This is a genomic window from Amycolatopsis samaneae (assembly GCF_039541975.1).
Lineage (GTDB): Bacteria > Actinomycetota > Actinomycetes > Mycobacteriales > Pseudonocardiaceae > Amycolatopsis > Amycolatopsis samaneae.
On record NZ_BAABHG010000011.1, the window covers coordinates 311812 to 327169 of the forward strand.

The 15358-nt window shown below is 71.1% G+C and carries 15 protein-coding genes; 7 read left to right on the forward strand and 8 right to left on the reverse strand.

All coding sequences use genetic code 11. The features are described 5' to 3' along the window. Window positions 1-66: 66 nt before the first annotated feature. From accD to ABD987_RS28775, 4 genes are read left to right on the forward strand one after another with little or no spacing between them, the layout of a single operon-like run. Window positions 67-1749 (forward strand): acetyl-CoA carboxylase, carboxyltransferase subunit beta, encoded by a 1683-nt coding sequence (gene accD / locus ABD987_RS28760; protein ID WP_345400612.1) that lies wholly within the window; start codon window positions 67-69, stop codon window positions 1747-1749. Then, window positions 1746-2300 carry an acetyl-CoA carboxylase biotin carboxyl carrier protein gene (locus ABD987_RS28765; protein WP_345400615.1) on the forward strand — a complete coding sequence of 185 codons (555 nt, stop codon included), beginning with the start codon at window positions 1746-1748 and terminating at the stop codon, window positions 2298-2300. Before accD ends, ABD987_RS28765 begins: the two co-directional genes overlap by 4 nt. Beyond that, window positions 2297-3688, forward strand: coding sequence for an acetyl-CoA carboxylase biotin carboxylase subunit (locus ABD987_RS28770; protein WP_345400618.1), 1392 nt, complete (start codon window positions 2297-2299; stop codon window positions 3686-3688). The genes ABD987_RS28765 and ABD987_RS28770 overlap by 4 nt, the downstream gene beginning before the upstream one ends. A gap of 2 nt (window positions 3689-3690) precedes the next feature. Then, window positions 3691-4398 (forward strand): class I SAM-dependent methyltransferase, encoded by a 708-nt coding sequence (locus ABD987_RS28775; protein WP_345400621.1) that lies wholly within the window; start codon window positions 3691-3693, stop codon window positions 4396-4398. Here the strand turns inward: ABD987_RS28775 and ABD987_RS28780 are convergent. Beyond that, window positions 4374-4832 (reverse strand): dihydrofolate reductase, encoded by a 459-nt coding sequence (locus tag ABD987_RS28780; protein ID WP_345400624.1) that lies wholly within the window; start codon window positions 4830-4832, stop codon window positions 4374-4376. The genes ABD987_RS28775 and ABD987_RS28780 overlap by 25 nt on opposite strands. Then, the gene (locus tag ABD987_RS28785) at window positions 4829-5626 is read right to left on the reverse strand and encodes a thymidylate synthase (RefSeq protein WP_345400627.1); all 798 of its coding nucleotides are present in this window, start codon (window positions 5624-5626) and stop codon (window positions 4829-4831) included. Before ABD987_RS28785 ends, ABD987_RS28780 begins: the two co-directional genes overlap by 4 nt. 25 nt (window positions 5627-5651) lie before the next feature. On the opposite strand from ABD987_RS28785, the gene ABD987_RS28790 reads away from it, so the two are divergent. After that, complete coding sequence (locus ABD987_RS28790; RefSeq protein ID WP_345400630.1) at window positions 5652-6185, forward strand: hypothetical protein; 534 nt, start codon at window positions 5652-5654, stop codon at window positions 6183-6185. A gap of 80 nt (window positions 6186-6265) precedes the next feature. On the opposite strand, the gene ABD987_RS28795 is transcribed toward ABD987_RS28790, so the two are convergent. The 5 genes from ABD987_RS28795 to ABD987_RS28815 all read right to left on the reverse strand — a co-directional run bounded on the left by ABD987_RS28795 (window position 6266) and on the right by ABD987_RS28815 (window position 9313). Next, complete coding sequence (locus ABD987_RS28795; RefSeq protein ID WP_345400633.1) at window positions 6266-7000, reverse strand: chitinase; 735 nt, start codon at window positions 6998-7000, stop codon at window positions 6266-6268. A gap of 46 nt (window positions 7001-7046) precedes the next feature. Continuing rightward, the gene (locus ABD987_RS28800) at window positions 7047-7478 is read right to left on the reverse strand and encodes a septal ring lytic transglycosylase RlpA family protein (RefSeq protein ID WP_345400636.1); all 432 of its coding nucleotides are present in this window, start codon (window positions 7476-7478) and stop codon (window positions 7047-7049) included. Between the two features lie 282 nt (window positions 7479-7760). Further along, on the reverse strand, window positions 7761-8138 hold the full coding sequence (locus tag ABD987_RS28805; protein WP_345400639.1) for a hypothetical protein: 378 nt from the start codon (window positions 8136-8138) through the stop codon (window positions 7761-7763). Between the two features lie 277 nt (window positions 8139-8415). Beyond that, complete coding sequence (locus ABD987_RS28810) at window positions 8416-8664, reverse strand: hypothetical protein (protein WP_345400642.1); 249 nt, start codon at window positions 8662-8664, stop codon at window positions 8416-8418. 28 nt (window positions 8665-8692) lie between these two features. Then, the gene (locus ABD987_RS28815; RefSeq protein ID WP_345400645.1) at window positions 8693-9313 is read right to left on the reverse strand and encodes a hypothetical protein; all 621 of its coding nucleotides are present in this window, start codon (window positions 9311-9313) and stop codon (window positions 8693-8695) included. Window positions 9314-10368: 1055 nt separating this feature from the next. Between ABD987_RS28815 and ABD987_RS28820 the strand changes: the two genes are divergently transcribed. After that, complete coding sequence (locus tag ABD987_RS28820) at window positions 10369-11277, forward strand: hypothetical protein (RefSeq protein ID WP_345400648.1); 909 nt, start codon at window positions 10369-10371, stop codon at window positions 11275-11277. Between the two features lie 16 nt (window positions 11278-11293). Here ABD987_RS28820 and ABD987_RS28825 read toward each other — a convergent pair whose 3' ends face one another. Then, window positions 11294-13345, reverse strand: a complete 2052-nt coding sequence (locus tag ABD987_RS28825; protein ID WP_345400651.1) for a tetratricopeptide repeat protein — start codon at window positions 13343-13345, stop codon at window positions 11294-11296. Between the two features lie 317 nt (window positions 13346-13662). Here ABD987_RS28825 and ABD987_RS28830 point away from each other — a divergent pair, with 317 nt between their 5' ends. Next, a complete protein-coding gene (locus tag ABD987_RS28830) occupies window positions 13663-15261 on the forward strand; it encodes a hypothetical protein (protein WP_345400654.1) in 1599 nt (532 codons plus the stop codon). Window positions 15262-15358: the final 97 nt, after the last annotated feature.

A 15358-nucleotide genomic window follows, 5' to 3' on the forward strand; every position in this document is an offset into this window, starting at 1 on the left:
CACCGATCGATCGGCCCGGCCCACGATCGGCGGCGACCATCCGTGCCGACGACAGGAACGCGCAGCATGACGTCCTTGGCCACGCGCACCGAACCGGTGCGCGCCCCGCACTGGGAACTGTGTCCCGGCTGCCGGGCAGTGCTCTACCGGAAACGCCTCGACCGCGATCTGCGGGTCTGCCCCGACTGCGGCCACCACCTGCGGCTGACCGCGCCGCACCGGCTGAAAACGCTGCTGGACGAGGGATCCGCGGAGCCGATCACCGTCCCGGTGTCCGAAGTGGACCCTCTGGGCTTCACCGACTCCATGCGCTACCCGCTGCGCCGGGACGCGGCGCGGTCCCGGACCGGGCTCGACCAGGCCGTGGTCTGCGCGAGCGGCACCGTCGGCGGGCACCCACTGGTCGTCGCGGTGCTGGACTTCCGGTTCCTCGGCGGCAGTCTCGGCACCGCCGAGGGCGAGGCGATCACCGTCGCGGGCGAGCTGGCGCTGCGCCGCCGGGTCCCGCTGCTGCTCGTCACCGCCTCCGGCGGGGCACGGATGCAGGAGGGCGCGCTGTCGCTCATGCAGATGGCCAAGACCGCCCAGATGCTCCAGCGGCTCGACGAGGCCGGAATCCTCACCGTCTCGCTGATCACCGACCCGACCTTCGGCGGGGTGGCGGCCTCCTTCGCCACCCTCACCGACGTGATCATCGCCGAGCCCGGCGCACGGCTCGGGTTCGCCGGGCCGCGGGTGATCGAGCAGACCATCCGCCGCCCGCTGCCCCCCGGTTTCCAGACCGCGGAGTTCCTCGCCGGGCACGGGCTGATCGACCTGCTGTGCCCGCGCGCCGAACTGCGCGCGACACTGACGAAACTGCTCGCCACGACCGGCCCGGCGACCTTCACCGCCCCAGCGGGACCCGCCGTGGTCACCGACCCGGACCTGCTCCCCGCCCGCGACCCGTGGCAGGCCGTGCGCGCGGCCCGCGACCTTCGCCGGCCGACCGTGCAGGACCACCTCGCACGGGTCTTCGACGAGTTTCTCGAGCTGCACGGCGATCGGCTGGCCAAGGACTGTCCCGCGATCGTGGGCGGCCCCGCCCTGCTGGCCGGGTCCCCCGTGATGGTGATCGGCACGCGCAAGGGACACACCGCGGCGGAGCTGACCGCGCACTCCTTCGGCATGGCCTCCCCGGCGGGCTACCGCAAGGCCGGACGGCTCATGCGGACCGCCGCGAAGCTCGGCATCCCGGTCGTCACCCTCATCGACACCCCCGGCGCGCACCCCGGTCCGGAGGCCGAAACGGACGGGCAGGCGTATGCGATCGCGGAGAACCTCAAGCTCCTCGCGGGGCTCCCGGTCCCGGTGGTCGCGGTGGTGCTCGGGGAAGGCGGCAGCGGCGGCGCGCTGGCGCTCGCGGTGGCCGACCGGGTGCTCATGAACGCCGACGCGGTGTACTCGGTCATCAGCCCGGAGGGCTGCGCGGCGATCCTGTGGCACGATCCCGCCGCCGCGCCGCGCGCGGCCGCGGCACTGCGCGTGGACGCCCGGCAGACGCTCGCGCTCGGCATCGCGGACGGCGTCGTCCCGGCCAGCCCGGCCGGGGACCACGACGCCGCGGCCGCGCTGCTGCGGGCCGCGCTGACCGAAGCGCTCGCCGAGCTCGCCGACGTCCCCGGCGAGGAGCTGTGCGCCCGGCGGCGGCACCGGTTCCGCCGGTTCGGCGCACCGGCGCCCGCCGTCGCCAGGGAGGTGCGGTCATGACCGACGTCGGCCTTTCCCCCGGCACCGGGGACGTCCCCGGTGACTGGGACTACGCGCGGGACCTGGTGTTCGCCCAGCCCGCCGCCTCGGCGGTCCGTGCCGTGCTGCGCGAAGCCGCCGACACGGTCGCCACGCTCCTGACGAGCGGCCCGGCCCCGGCCCGGCTGTCCGTCCGGGCAGGCGAGGTCGCCATCGAGGTCAGCTGGCCGGACCGGACCGCGGTCCCCGCCGGGCCCGCGCCGACGTCCACAGTGGACACAATGGACACCGCGGACACCGCGGACACCGTGGCCGAGCGGCCCGGCCCGGACGTCACGGTGGTGACCGCGTCGACCGTCGGCGTCTTCTACCGCGCGCCGTCCCCCGAGGCCGACCCTTACGTGCGCGAAGGCGACCACGTCCGGCAGGGCCAGCAGGTGGGCATCGTGGAGGCCATGAAGCTGATGATCCCGGTGGAGGCCGACCGCGCCGGGACCGTGGTGCGCATCCTCCGCGACAACGGCGACGAGGTCGAATACGGCGACGCGCTCATGGAACTGGGCGCGCCGTGAGCACCGGCCGACGACGGCTGTCCACCGTGCTGATCGCCAACCGCGGCGAGATCGCCCTGCGCGTGGCCCGTGCCTGCCGGGCGTCCGGGATCCGGGTCGTCGCTGCGTGTTCCAGCGCCGACCGCGACTCCGCGGTGACCCGCGTCGCCGATCGGACCATCCACATCGGACCCCCGAAGGCGCGGAAGAGCTACCTGAACGCACCGGCGCTGATCCAGGCCGCGCTGATGGCCGGCGCCGACGGCATCCACCCCGGCTACGGGTTCCTCTCCGAGGACGCCGACTTCGCCGACGCCTGCGCGGCGGCGGGCCTGGTCTTCGTCGGGCCACCGGCGGCGGTGATGCGCAGGCTGGGCGACAAGTCGACCGCACGCGCGGCGATGGCCGCGGCCGGGTTGCCGCTGCTGCCCGGCGCCGTCGAGCCGGTGCCGACCGCGCACGAGGCGGCCCTGCTGGCCACCGAGGTCGGTTACCCGGTGATCATCAAGTCGGTCGCGGGCGGCGGCGGACGGGGGATGCGGGTGGTCCACCACCCCGGGGAACTCGCCGACGCCTTCGCGGAGACGACGGCGACCGCCCGCGCCCTGTTCGGCGACGGACGGGTGTATGTCGAGCGCTACCTCGCCAACGCGCGGCACGTCGAGGTCCAGGTGCTGTGCGACGGGCACGGGCACGGCGTCCACCTCGGCGTGCGCGACTGCTCCGTGCAGCGCCGACGGCAGAAGCTGATCGAGGAGTCGCCCGCGCCGGCGCTGCCGGACACGCTGATCGACCGGCTGACCGGCGCGGCCGTGCGCGGCGCGCTCGCCACCGGCTACGTCGGCGCGGGCACGTTCGAGTTCCTGGTGGACCCGGCGGGCCGGTTCAGTTTCATGGAGGTCAACTGCCGGATCCAGGTGGAGCACCCGGTGACCGAGATGGTCACCGGGATCGACCTGGTGTCCGAGCAGCTGCGCGTGGCGGCGGGGGAACCGCTCGGCTACGGCCAGGAGGACGTCCGGTTCACCGGGGTGGCCGTCGAATGCCGCGTCAACGCCGAGGACCCGGACCGCGACTTCGCGCCCGCCGCCGGGGTCCTCACCGAGTTCGTCCCGCCGGGCGGCCCGTTCGTCCGGGTGGACACCCACGCCTACACCGGATACCGCGTGCCCGCCGCGTACGATTCGTTGCTGGCCAAGGTGATCGTCTGGGCACCCGGCCGCGACACCGCGCTGGCGCGGATGCGGCACGCGCTCACCGAGTTCCGGATCGGCGGGCCCGGTGTGCACACCACCGCGCGCTATCTCTCCGCGGTGCTCGCCGACCCCCGCTTCGCCGAGGCACGCCACGACACCCACCTGCTGGACGACTTCGCGCTCACCACGACCACGAACGACGGAACGGAGTGACGATGACCGACGATGTCGCGGCCGGACAGGCACCCATGGACTTCGACCTCGCCTACCAGGGCGACCTGCCCGAGATGGGGATCACGACGCCGACTGCACCGTGGGACATCGGCGGCCCGCAGCCCGCGATCGTGGAGTTCGAACGGGCCGGGCGTGTCCGCGGCCACGTCCTCGACGCGGGGTGCGGCACCGGCGGGAACGCGCTGTACCTCGCCGGACGCGGCCACCGGGTCACCGCGATCGACCTGTCCGGGGTGGCCGTCGGCCGGGGCGAGCGGCTGGCCGCCTCACGCGGCCTCGACGTCCGGTTCGCCGTCGAGGACGCCGTCGCCCTCCCCGGCCGCGCCGGGGACTTCGACTCCATTGTGGACAGTGCGCTGTTCCACGTGCTCGACCGGGCCGGGCAACGCGAGTACCTGACCTCCCTGCACCGGGCCACCCGCCCCGGCGCGACACTGAACATGGTGTGCATGTCCGAGCACAGCCCGCTGCCCGGCATCTCCGCGGCCGACCTCCGCGCCGCGCTCGTGCCGCACTGGTCCCTCGCGACGCTCCGCCCGGCGGTGTACCTGGCCAGGGTGCCGGACAAGATGTTCGAGGTGTTCGGCACCACACCGCCGCCGCTCGACGACGAGGGCCGTCATCGGCTGCCGGCCTGGTCGGTGACCGCGGACCGCGCCGAGGCTCAGCCCCAGGTCAGGAACCGGTAGTGCAGCCCGGTCGAGGACTCCAGCCATTCCCCGACCGAGTCCGGCGCGCGCCCGACCTCCGGCGCGTGGGTGTCGCCGTCGAAGTGCTCCCGGATCTCGGTGACCACGATCCGGTCGGCGAGCGGCAGCGCCGCCCGGTACACCGCCGCGCCGCCCATCACCCACACGTCCCCGGACACCGCGGCGAGTGCCTCCGCCAGGTCGGGGAAGGTCTCCACGCCTTCCTGCGGCGTGCGCGAGAGCACCAGGTTGCGGCGGCCCGGCAGCGGCCGGAACCGCGGTGGCAGCGACTCCCAGGTGCGACGGCCCATGAGCACGGTCGCGCCGGCGGTCAGGGCGCGGAAGTGCTTCAGGTCCTCCGGCAGATGCCACGGCAGCTCGCCGTCACGGCCGATGACGCCGTTCGACGACTGTGCCCACTCGACCCCGATCACACCGCCACCGGTGCCTTGATGCCGGGGTGCGGGTCGTAGCCCTCGACCGTGATGTGCTCGTAGCCGTAGTCGAACAGGCTTTCCGCCGGTTTCAGGCTCAGTGTGGGGAACGGCCGCGCGTCGCGGGACAACTGCGTGCGGACCTGGTCGACGTGGTTGTCGTAGATGTGACAGTCGCCGCCGGTCCAGACGAAGTCACCGACGCCGAGGCCCACCTGCTCGGCGATCATGTGCGTCAGCAGCGCGTAGCTCGCGATGTTGAACGGCACCCCGAGGAACAGGTCGGCGCTGCGCTGGTAGAGCTGGCAGGAGAGCCTGCCGTCGGCCACGTAGAACTGGAAGAACGCGTGACACGGCGGCAGCGCCATCCGCGGGATGTCGGCGACGTTCCACGCGGACACGATGATCCGGCGGGAGTCGGGGTTGTCGCGGAGCGTGCGCAGCACCTCACCGATCTGGTCGACGTGCCCGCCGTCCGGGGTCGGCCACGACCGCCACTGCACGCCGTAGACCGGGCCGAGGTCACCGTCGGGCGCCGCCCACTCGTCCCAGATCGTGACGCCGTTCTCCCGCAGCCAGCCGACGTTCGCGTCGCCGCGCAGGAACCACAGCAGCTCGTAGGCGATCGAGCGGAAGTGCACCTTTTTGGTCGTGACCAGCGGGAAACCCTCGGACAGCCGATACCGCAGCTGGTGCCCGAAGATCGACCGCGTGCCGGTGCCGGTGCGGTCGCCCTTGCGCGCGCCCGTCTCCATGACCAGGCGGAGAAGATCCTCGTATTGGGTGTCCGGCATGCCCCCGAGCCTATAGCCTGGTCAAATGTCCGGCCGCGACCAGGCTCCGAAGAAGAGACGCCGGACGTGGAAGGATCACCTGGGCCTCGGCCTGGTCGTGCTCATGCCGGTGGGCCCCGTGCTCGTCGGCGTGTCGCTGGCGACCGGGAACTGGCTCCTGCCCGCCATCGCGCTGCCCGCCATCCCGGCGGTCACCCTGCTCGCCGGGACACTGGCGCGGACACGGGCGGCGGCCGCGCTCGGGTCGGTGGCCCGCACCGGGTTCGTCGTCGACACGGTCACCCTGCTCGGCCTGTTCCTCGGCGCGGTGGCCGGCATCGCGCTGATCTGGTTCGGCATCCGCTTCAATCTGAGCGCGAAATCCTGTGACCCGGCGACGTACGACTGTGTCACCCGCGGGCCGTCCGCCGGATCCGCCACCGGCCGGGAGCTCAGGAGGCTCCTGCTGTCGCTGATCCTCATCGCCCCCGGCGCCACGCTGCTGTTCCTGTCCTCGCGGGGTCTCTGGCGGTGGCTGCGGGTCCCCGCCGAGTCCGCGGATCCCGATCGGGACGAGTAGCGTTTACGTCTACAAAGGACAGTTGAACCGCGGGTCGCGGACGGTCGTGCCGTCCGCGACCCGCGGGCACCGCGCAGGCGTCAGCAGGACAGGTTGCCGCCCGGGTCGGCGCCGAGCACACCCACGAACTTCTTGTAGATGTTGATCCGGTCTTCCCGCTCGGCGGGGTTCTTGCCGTTGCACTCCAGCGCGCCGTTGATGCTGCGGATGGTCTCGCCGAAACCCTTGTCGTTGACCATCGCGTCGTGCGCGGTCATGCTGCCGGCACCGCGCTGGCTGTTCCAGAACCACAGGCCGGTCTTCCAGGACACGGCCGCGTCCTTCTCTACCTTGTACGGGTCGTGCAGCAGATCGATCTTCAGCGCGTCACCCGCGGCCTTGTAGTTGAAGTTCCAGCTCAGCTGCAGCGGGCCACGGCCGTAGTAGGCCGCCTGCCCCGCGGGGCATCCGAAGGGCTGTCCCGCGTCGCAGTAGTGCGGGTAGTTGTCCTTGTTCTGCTCCACGACGTATTTCAGCCCGCCGGTCTCGTGACCGACGTTGGCGAGGAACGCCGCGGCCTCCCGCTTCTTGATCGTGTCGTTGCCGGTGTTCGCGAAACCCGGGTAGGCACCCAGTGCCGCGGTGAGCCCCTGGTAGCTGTAGAAACCGTTGCGGCCGGGGAACATCTTGTCGAACTGCGCCTGGCTGACCACGAACGCCGTCGGCCCCGCCGCCGTGGCGGGCTGCTCCTCGGCCGCGGCTGCCGGGCCCGCCAGCGCGACCGCGCCGAGCGCCGCCGCGGGAAGCAGACCGGCCAGGAAACGACGAATCACCATTTCTTCTCCTTACGATGCGCGACCAGCTGACACAAAGGGTTCGAGTTCACTTCACGATCTGGGTTTTGACCACGAGATGACCGGGGTCGGGCGTGAGCTGACCGATCTTCGCGAACGCCCCGTCGGTCAGGTCGAGGCACTTCGGGACGGCGGAGCTCCAGGTGTAGGTGCCCCGGTCGTTGACGCGCACGGTCACCGACCTGTTGTTCGCCACGTTCGTGACCTTGAGCTTGGTGCCGAACGGCAGCTGCGGGTCGCGGCTGAGCGAGGTGGCCGCGGTCATCGCGTTGCCGTCGTACAGCTCACCGTTGGCCGTGCGCGAACCCGCCGGTATCGGCCCGTAGTGGGTCGCCCAGCAGTTCTGCCCCTTCGGCGGGACATCGACCGGCTCCGCGGCGCCGGCCACGGTGCCCATCAGCGCGGCGGCGGCCACCACGGTGCCGACGGCGAGCGCCGAGCGCCCGCGTGAATTCCACATCCGATTCCGCTCCTCATGATCGGTCCTGCTCGGTCATGCCGGTCACGTCATTCCTGCCGGGTCGAACCAGGAACGCTGAAAAGCACGGCAAAAACGACGAAACGCGGGAAACGAGGTGATCAACTCCGCGGATTCACACTGGCACAGGCGCGACGGGCCCACCAAGTCTTCCCACCCGACCGTGTGATCACGGCCGGGAACGCCGCCCTTGCTGCGTGCACGGGAACGACGGACCCGGTCCCGCACAACGGGTTGTGCCGCCGGAGGCGGGGCAGCGGCCGGTCAGACGAGCTTGCAGGGGATGTCCGCGTTCTCGTCCAGGTGATGGGAGGCGCACACCCGGTGGTAGCCGTCGGCGATCACCAGATCGGCGGCGGCACGCAGATCCTCGTGGGTGTGCCCGCGTACCAGCAGGACGGGCGACAGCGCTCGGCCCTTCTTGACCTTTTCGAGGTCCTTCGCGACGTGGACATTGTCGACGGGCAACAGGGCCAACCCGCTGGCGCGCAGAATGTCCTTCGCCTTGCGGTGCGTCAGTTCCCCCGCCGTGAGCGCGCCGACGAGACGGTCCGCCGCGGCCTCGCCGGTGACGAGGGTGAGGTAGTCGCGCGCCGCCGGGTAGTCGTGCTCGTCCGGCTCGTCCTTCCAATGTTCCTTCACGCCGCCTCCTCGGATGAGCCGCCCGCCCGCGCCGGGAACCGGTTCCCACGATGACTTCGTCCCGGCCACGACGGTTTCCAGAATACGCCCTTTCCCGCCAGGGAAAGACCCTTTCCCCTCGACGGCCGCACTCGCGTGCCGCGTCCGGAACAGGGCGGTTCGGGCACCGCACACCAGGCCGGCGCGAATTTCACCCTTTGACGACTTCTGTTACAAATATGCAACAGCCATTATGGATGTCATGCCCCACACCGAAATTCCCGCCGCCTGCCGACGGCTAGGCACCGAGCGCGCGGAGCACGCCGGCGAGCCGCCGGAGTCCCGCGGCCGCGGGCGTCACGGTGGTCACCAGGCTGAGACTGCCGGCCGCGACGCCGAGCGAGGTCAGCACCGGAACATGGCACGCGGTCATCCAGCCGACGAAGCCGAGGACGACGGTCAGCAGGGCGGTCCGGGCCAGGGTGAGCCGCGGGACGACGGCCGGGGGCACCGACGGCGCGGGCCCGGCAGGGGAAACGGAGTGCATGGGGATCCTCGATGAGTGGTGGTGTTGGCTATTCGGCCAGGTCCGCGACGATGCGACACGCCCTGGCGAGCCCGGCTGCCTCGGGCGTGCCGTGTGCCTCGCGCTCCGCGGCCCGCAGCGCCCGCAGGACGCGCTCGACCGGCGAGCGGGGCGGGTGCCGGGGTGGCGCGGCGGCGAGTGTCGGCGCACCGGCCGGGGGCTGCCGCACCCGCCGCCAGTGGTACAGCCATTCCTCGACCGCGCGGCGAAGGAGCCGGCCCTCGCCCTCGGGCAGGTGGCGCAGCACGATGGTCAGCAGGGTGCGCATCCGCTGTTCGTCGGCGGGCACGGTGTCACGGGCGAGCAGGTCCCCGAGGGTGCTGCGCGCGATGGGGCGGGACGGGTGGGCCTTCTCGGAGGCCCGGTTGATCTCGCGCATCGAGAGCGGACACCGGACCTGCACGAGATGCCGGAGGTGCACCATGAAGTCTCGCTGGGTACGCACCTCCGTGAGCGGCGCGGGCGGCCTGGGCGAGGCCGCCATCAGCGCGTCGATCCGGAGGTTCCGCACGGTCGGCGGATCGGCCGGGTCGTCCCGCGAACCCGGCGGCCCCTGCGTACCGGAGGCAGGTGCGCGCAGTGCCTTGCGAGCGGCGAGATCGTCCCTCACGCGGGCTGACCCGTTTCGGCGTTGGCGCTGCTGGAGCCACAGCCAAGGCGGGCCAGCATCCGGCAGGTGGCGATCGCCGCACGACACACGCGCCGAAGTCGCCGTGTGCGCGGTGGCCATCGCGGCACAAAGCGGTACATGAAAATCACTTCTCTCTCGCGAATCATTGGTGGGGAGCGGCGCAACACGCGGTCTGCCGCGAACGGACGTGTGCCCGGACGCCGCCTCCCCTCGACGGGCACGTTCCATCGATTCCGGATGACGAAATCCTGAACTCGCTCTTCGATCTAAAGCCATCGGCGCCGGTTTCCACAAGCTACCCGCCCGCTTTCCTCGTCCGGATTTGTCCGGCGGGTATTTCCGGCACGGCGGACGGTAACCCGGATTACCTTCCGCATTTTCTTCCCTCACCGGCCGACACCCCGGCGCATTCGCCGGTGGACCTGCGCCCCACCGAAAGGTATCCGACAACGGCCCGTCCGGTAGGTGTCCGGGAGCGCCGGAAACCGTATGTCCGTACCGGTTGACCGTCTCAAGGCGACCCGGAAATCACACCGGTCAGAACTGTTCACTGGCGCGGTCTTGTGATTCCGGAGTTCGACGGGAGAAGACCGTCCCCACGCTCGGACCTACCTCGTGGCCCTGTCACTCTGGGTGTCACCACCGGCTTCCACGCACACACCACGTCGATCCCACCGGCCTCGATTGCCACCGATCGGCCGTTCCAACACTCGACCGGATGGCAGATTCACTGCCGTCGACCGGAGTCAGGTGCTCGTTCGCCGCGTCCCGATGACCGCTGAGCGATCTCCGGCGACGGTCAACGTTGTCGATGACAGCAAGTAGCCGGTCAACGGGTACGGTGACTCTCCAGTGGAACCCAGACGGTTCAGTCCGACATCCGGCCCCACCAAGAGTCGCTCACCGTGCAGGCAAACGCGAAAACCCTTGCACGGACGGGTGGCGGGAATCCGCGCGGAGCCACCGAGGGAGCCATTCCGCATTTGGAGGGAGTGTGCCGTCACGGCACACCGAGGAAGAGGAAAGCCACACCCGTGCCAGCCGATACCAGCGCGTGGCGGCCCCGCCGACGACGCCGAGGTCAAGCGGTCCTGAAATCGCTCAATTCGACCGACGACTTCACCAACCAGAGCAAACTGGGCCTCGCCGACCGGGTCCTGATCCTGTTCCTGGTCGTCGTCCTCGTCGACGAGGACGGGTGCCTCGCCACGATGTTCCGGCGGCTGGTCGAGGCCCACGCCACCGACCCCGGCCATTGGGCATACGGGCGCACACCGGAGCGGCTCCAGAACATGCTGGGCAAAACCCTCGGCAAATGCGCACTGCGGCGGCCCTCGTGGGAACGGATCGCCGACGCGCTCCGCGTCCAGATCCCCCCGGAACGGCTCGCGCCGATCATGGCCGTCGCGGCGGGCCTGTACCGGCAGGCGGCGGGACCCGACGCCCTCGGCGCGGTGCCGTCCTGGCCCGACGAGGTGCGGCTCCCCTCATGGGCGGGCCGGCCGAAGGTCACCGTGGACATGATCCGCACCGGCAGCGACCTGGGCATCGACACCGAGGCACCCACCCCGCGCGTGACCTTCCTGCGAGACGAGCCCGAGGACGATCCGCTCGCCAGGGAGAACGAGGAGTTGCGGACCGAGGTCGACGACCTCAAGCTCTCCCGGCGGCAACTGCAGCAGACGATGATCGAGTACTGCCACAACGACAAGGAGGACCACCGGGAACTGCGGGACGCCCACCACAAGCTGTGGGAGCGTTATTTCGCCCGCCTACGGCAGCTTTACCCGGACAAGCCCGCCGAGGAACTGCGGGGCATCATGGACGCCGAAGCGGCCGCCGACCGCGAGCGAGGAGCCGCACGCGTCGAGTGGCTCCACCGCCGCGACCGCGGGGCCGAAGACCTCAGGACCTACGACGAAGTGGTCGACCGCAGCAGCTGACGGACCGCGGCGGCGGTCAGACCCCGAGCCAGGCGAGCACCTGCCCGGCCCGCGGACTTCCCATACGCTCGTAGACTTCGGCGGCGAAGCGCGCGTGCCGGTCGGCTTCCTCGGCGCGCCCGCGCTTTCGCGCCGCCGACGCGCGCAGCGTCGCCGCCTCGGCCTCGATGGCGCTCTGTCCGACGTCCTTCGCGCTGGACGCCGCCCGTTCGAGCACGAGATCCGCCTGATCGAACTCGCCTTGCGCCAAGCACACCGCCGCCGTGGCGAGCAGTGCCTTCGCCGCGACACTTTCCGCTTCCGCCGCGACCGCGAGCGCACGCGCTCGCTCCAGCGTCTCGCGTGCTTCCTCGTTCCGGCCCAGCCCGGCCAGCGCCCGGCCGACGAACAACGTCTGCATCGCGGTGCCCCGGCCGTGTTCGAGCGCGATGTTGATCTCCAGCGCCCGCCGGAACCACCCGAGCGCGTCGTCGAACCGCCCTTCCCGCAACGCCAGGTTGCCGGTGAAGTCGTAAGTGGACGCGAGCAGCCACTCGTCGCCGGACGCGAGTTCCCTTGCCCGATCCAGATCGGCCGCCGCCTGGGGATAACGTTCCAGCTCTTGCAAAGCCTTTGCGCGGAGGCACCGGCAGCGCGCCTCGGCCGCCACGTTGCCGGCGATCCCCGCGGATTCGACGGCCACGTTCGCCGCGCGGTACCAGCTGGCGAGCGGACGCCGCGCGTCGAAGTAGGCGAAGCTGGCTTCGAACAGCTGCCAAACCCGTTCGTGCCAGCCACGGGCCGCCGCCGCGTCCAGCACGGCGAGGATGTTGCTCAGCTCCCGCTCGAACCACGCCAGCCCGGCGAGCGCACCGGGGGTCTTCGCGTCCGCGGACAGCAGCCTCGCCGGGTCGGCAATGCGCAGCCGCTGCCGGCCGGTGATCGCGACGTCGGCCGCCGTGGCACCGAACAGCCACCAGTCCACCGCGCGAGAGAGCCACCCGGTCCGGTCCGCTTCGCTGTCCTCGGCTTCCGCCCTGCCCAGCGCGTGGGTACGCACCATCCGGTGCATGGTGTACGTACCGTCCGCCTTCTCGTCGATCAGCGCGCACGCGTAGAGCTGCTCAAGGTCCTTGCGCACGCGGGCGACCGGCCTGCCGATCATCGCCGCGACCAGTTCCGCGCTGCAGTGCGGCCCGACCAGTACGCCCAGCACCCGATAGACCGTCCGCGCCTCGTCCGGCAGGTCGGTGTACACCGTGTCGACGACACGCGCCAGCTTTTCGTTGACCGTGTCGGCGTTGGTCTCCGCGAGTTCGTCGACCAGCCACTGGACCGTCCTTTGTGGACGACTGGCCAGCCGGGCCCCGACGACCTGCAACGCCAGTGGCAGTCCGTCGCACAACTCGACCAGCTCGGCGGCCGCGGCACCCTCCGCCGAGATCCGGCCATCCGGGCAGATCCTTCCCAGCAACTCGACGCCGTGCTCCGGTGGCAACGGATCCAATCGGACGTCGACGGCACCGTCCGCGTACAGTTCGTCGAGCGCGCTGTTCGCCGCTACCAGGACCACACTCGCGCCCGAGTTCGGTCGGAGCGCCTCCACCTGGGCAGCACTCGTCACGTCGTCGAACACGGCGACCAGTCCCTTGCTCGCGGTCAGCGAGCGGTACAGATCCTGCCGCCGTGCGAAATCCGCCGGCACCAGCTTTTCCGGGACGCCCAGCGCGAACAGCAGCCGTCCCAGCGCCTCGGCGGGCGAAGTACCTTCGGCCCCGAACGCCGCGTGCAACGTCCCGTCCGGGAACCGCGTGCCCAGCTTCGCGGCGGCCCTGCGCAGCAACGCCGTCTTCCCCACACCGGGCATACCGCGCAGCACGATCACCGGTGGCCGTCCGCGCTCGGTGCTCGCCGACCGCGCCTCCGAAAGCACCTTCTCCAACTGGAGATCACGATCGACGAAGGTGGCCGGGGCCGCGGGCACCAGCGCCGGGACCACCGTGGGAATCGCGGCCTCCGCGAAGGTCACCGAGCCGATGTCGCGCGCCTGCACCACCTGCCCAGCCGATCCGGACAGTGCGTTGTGCATTCCGCCGCTCCCTCCGCGCTGGCTCCCTGTGACCGACACGGTACTGGACGCCGACCGCGGACACGGGCATTCCGGATCATCGATTGCTACCGTGGCCCGGCGTCCGTCCCCGAGCTGCATGCTCTACCGATCGAGGAATTGACCTGGGCAATGCCGCATGGTAAGCGAACATGAACCCGGAACCCGGAACCCGGAACCCGGAACCCGGAACCCGGAACCCGGAACCCGGAACCCGGAACCCGGAACCCGGAACCCGGAACCCGGAACCCGGAACCCGGAACCCGGATATCTGGGACACGGTCCGGCACGACCGCCGGGTGCTGGTCGTCCTTCGCAATCCGGCCGCCGAGAACCGGTTGTGGGACCTCGTCCGGCCACTCGCCGCCGACCCGCGTCTCGCAGTGGTGTTCACCGTCGACGACGGTCCCACTGACGACGGTTCCGAGGACAGCAGCTCCGACTTCTCCGGCGGGCTGCCCGCACGGCTGACCGAACTCGGCGCTCACCGGCTGCCCTGGGCCGAGGCGATCGAAGAGCGATTCGACCTCGCACTGGCCGCGAGCGACAAGACAGAGCTGCACCGCGTCAAGACACCCGTCGTACTCATGGCGCACGGCGCCGGGTTCAACCGTCGCACCAAGGACAACGCCAACGAAATCTCCGGGCTGCTTCGGACCGCACTCGTCCACGACGGCGGGATCGTCCCCGCCTGCGTCGTCGTAGCGCACGAGCGGGACCTCGCGACGCTGCGCGCCATCGACCCGCGGCTGCCCGCACGGGCGCTCGTCGCCGGGGACCCCGCCCACCACCGGATCGTCCGCAACCTTCCGCTGCGTGAGCGTTTCCGCGACGCACTGGCGGTCGGCGAACGCAAGCTCGTGCTGCTCTGCTCGACCTGGGGCGAGCATTCACTGTTCGGCCGCAACCCACGGTTGCCACACGACCTCGTGTACGCGCTGCCTGTCGACGAGTTCGCCGTCGCGATGACCATGCACCCCAACGTCTGGGCCCGGCACCTCGAACTGGAGGTACGGGCCCTGACCCGGACGGCGACCGACGGCGGACTGCGGCTGATCCCCGCGCACGGCGAGTGGCGCAGCGCGCTCGTCGCCGCCGATCTGGTGATCTCCGATCACGGCTCGCTCACCGTGTACGGCGCCGCCGCGGGCAGGCCGGTACTCTTCGCGGCCGACGGCGGCGACGAGGTCGTGCCGGGCTCGATGATGGACCGGCTCCGCCGGGCCCTGCCACACCTGCGCACCGGCGAGCCGCTCGAACCGCAGATCACCGCGGCGCTGGCGCGCGGCGCACGGGACGTCGCTCTCGCGGCCTCCTCGTTCGCCGCCCACGACGCGCTCGCGGCCATTCTCGCCCGCGCCTACGAGATCATGGACCTGCCCGTTTCCCCCTATCCCACCGGGAATGACGCCCTTCCGGCACCCGACGTCACGCTCCGGGAACCAGCCGCCTTCCGCGTCGTGCTCACCGGGGCACACGAATCCGGTGGGCACGCGACCCTGCGGCTGCACCGTGTCGCCGAGCCGCCCCGAAACCCCGTCGAGGAGCGGCCCGAAGACGGACACCTCGTCGTGAACGAGTACTCCGACGACATCGAGGCACTCGAAAACGCCTCGGCGATCTTCAGCGGCGTCCCACACCCCACCTTCGACCAGGCACGCACGAGAGCACGGCGACTGCTGAATGCCTTCCGCGGCGCGCGAATGGCCGTGGCCGAGACCATCGACGGCCGCCGGGCCGCCGTCCTCCGCGACGGCCGCGAGCCGACCGTCCTCGGCGAGCTCCCGATCTCACTGGTCTGCTCGGGCCTCCACTGGTGGTCGCTCACCCCGGACCGTCCACATCGGATCACCGTGGAATCCGGCACCATCTCCGGCCCGATGACCATTAACGACTGAACCACCCGGCGCATTTCCCGCGAAATACCGGCCGCGCATTCACCGCGAAGCCACTGTGATTCCCGCCGCTCTTCCCGGCCACCCGACACGGGCCACC

Coding starts and splice junctions, on each gene's coding strand:
- accD (WP_345400612.1), top strand. CDS start 67: ATGACGTCCTTGGCCACGCGCACCGAACCGGTGCGCGCCCCGCACTGG.
- ABD987_RS28765 (WP_345400615.1), top strand. CDS start 1,746: ATGACCGACGTCGGCCTTTCCCCCGGCACCGGGGACGTCCCCGGTGAC.
- ABD987_RS28775 (WP_345400621.1), top strand. CDS start 3,691: ATGACCGACGATGTCGCGGCCGGACAGGCACCCATGGACTTCGACCTC.
- ABD987_RS28785 (WP_345400627.1), bottom strand. CDS start 5,626: ATGCCGGACACCCAATACGAGGATCTTCTCCGCCTGGTCATGGAGACG.
- ABD987_RS28790 (WP_345400630.1), top strand. CDS start 5,652: ATGTCCGGCCGCGACCAGGCTCCGAAGAAGAGACGCCGGACGTGGAAG.
- ABD987_RS28795 (WP_345400633.1), bottom strand. CDS start 7,000: ATGGTGATTCGTCGTTTCCTGGCCGGTCTGCTTCCCGCGGCGGCGCTC.
- ABD987_RS28800 (WP_345400636.1), bottom strand. CDS start 7,478: ATGTGGAATTCACGCGGGCGCTCGGCGCTCGCCGTCGGCACCGTGGTG.
- ABD987_RS28810 (WP_345400642.1), bottom strand. CDS start 8,664: ATGCACTCCGTTTCCCCTGCCGGGCCCGCGCCGTCGGTGCCCCCGGCC.
- ABD987_RS28825 (WP_345400651.1), bottom strand. CDS start 13,345: ATGCACAACGCACTGTCCGGATCGGCTGGGCAGGTGGTGCAGGCGCGC.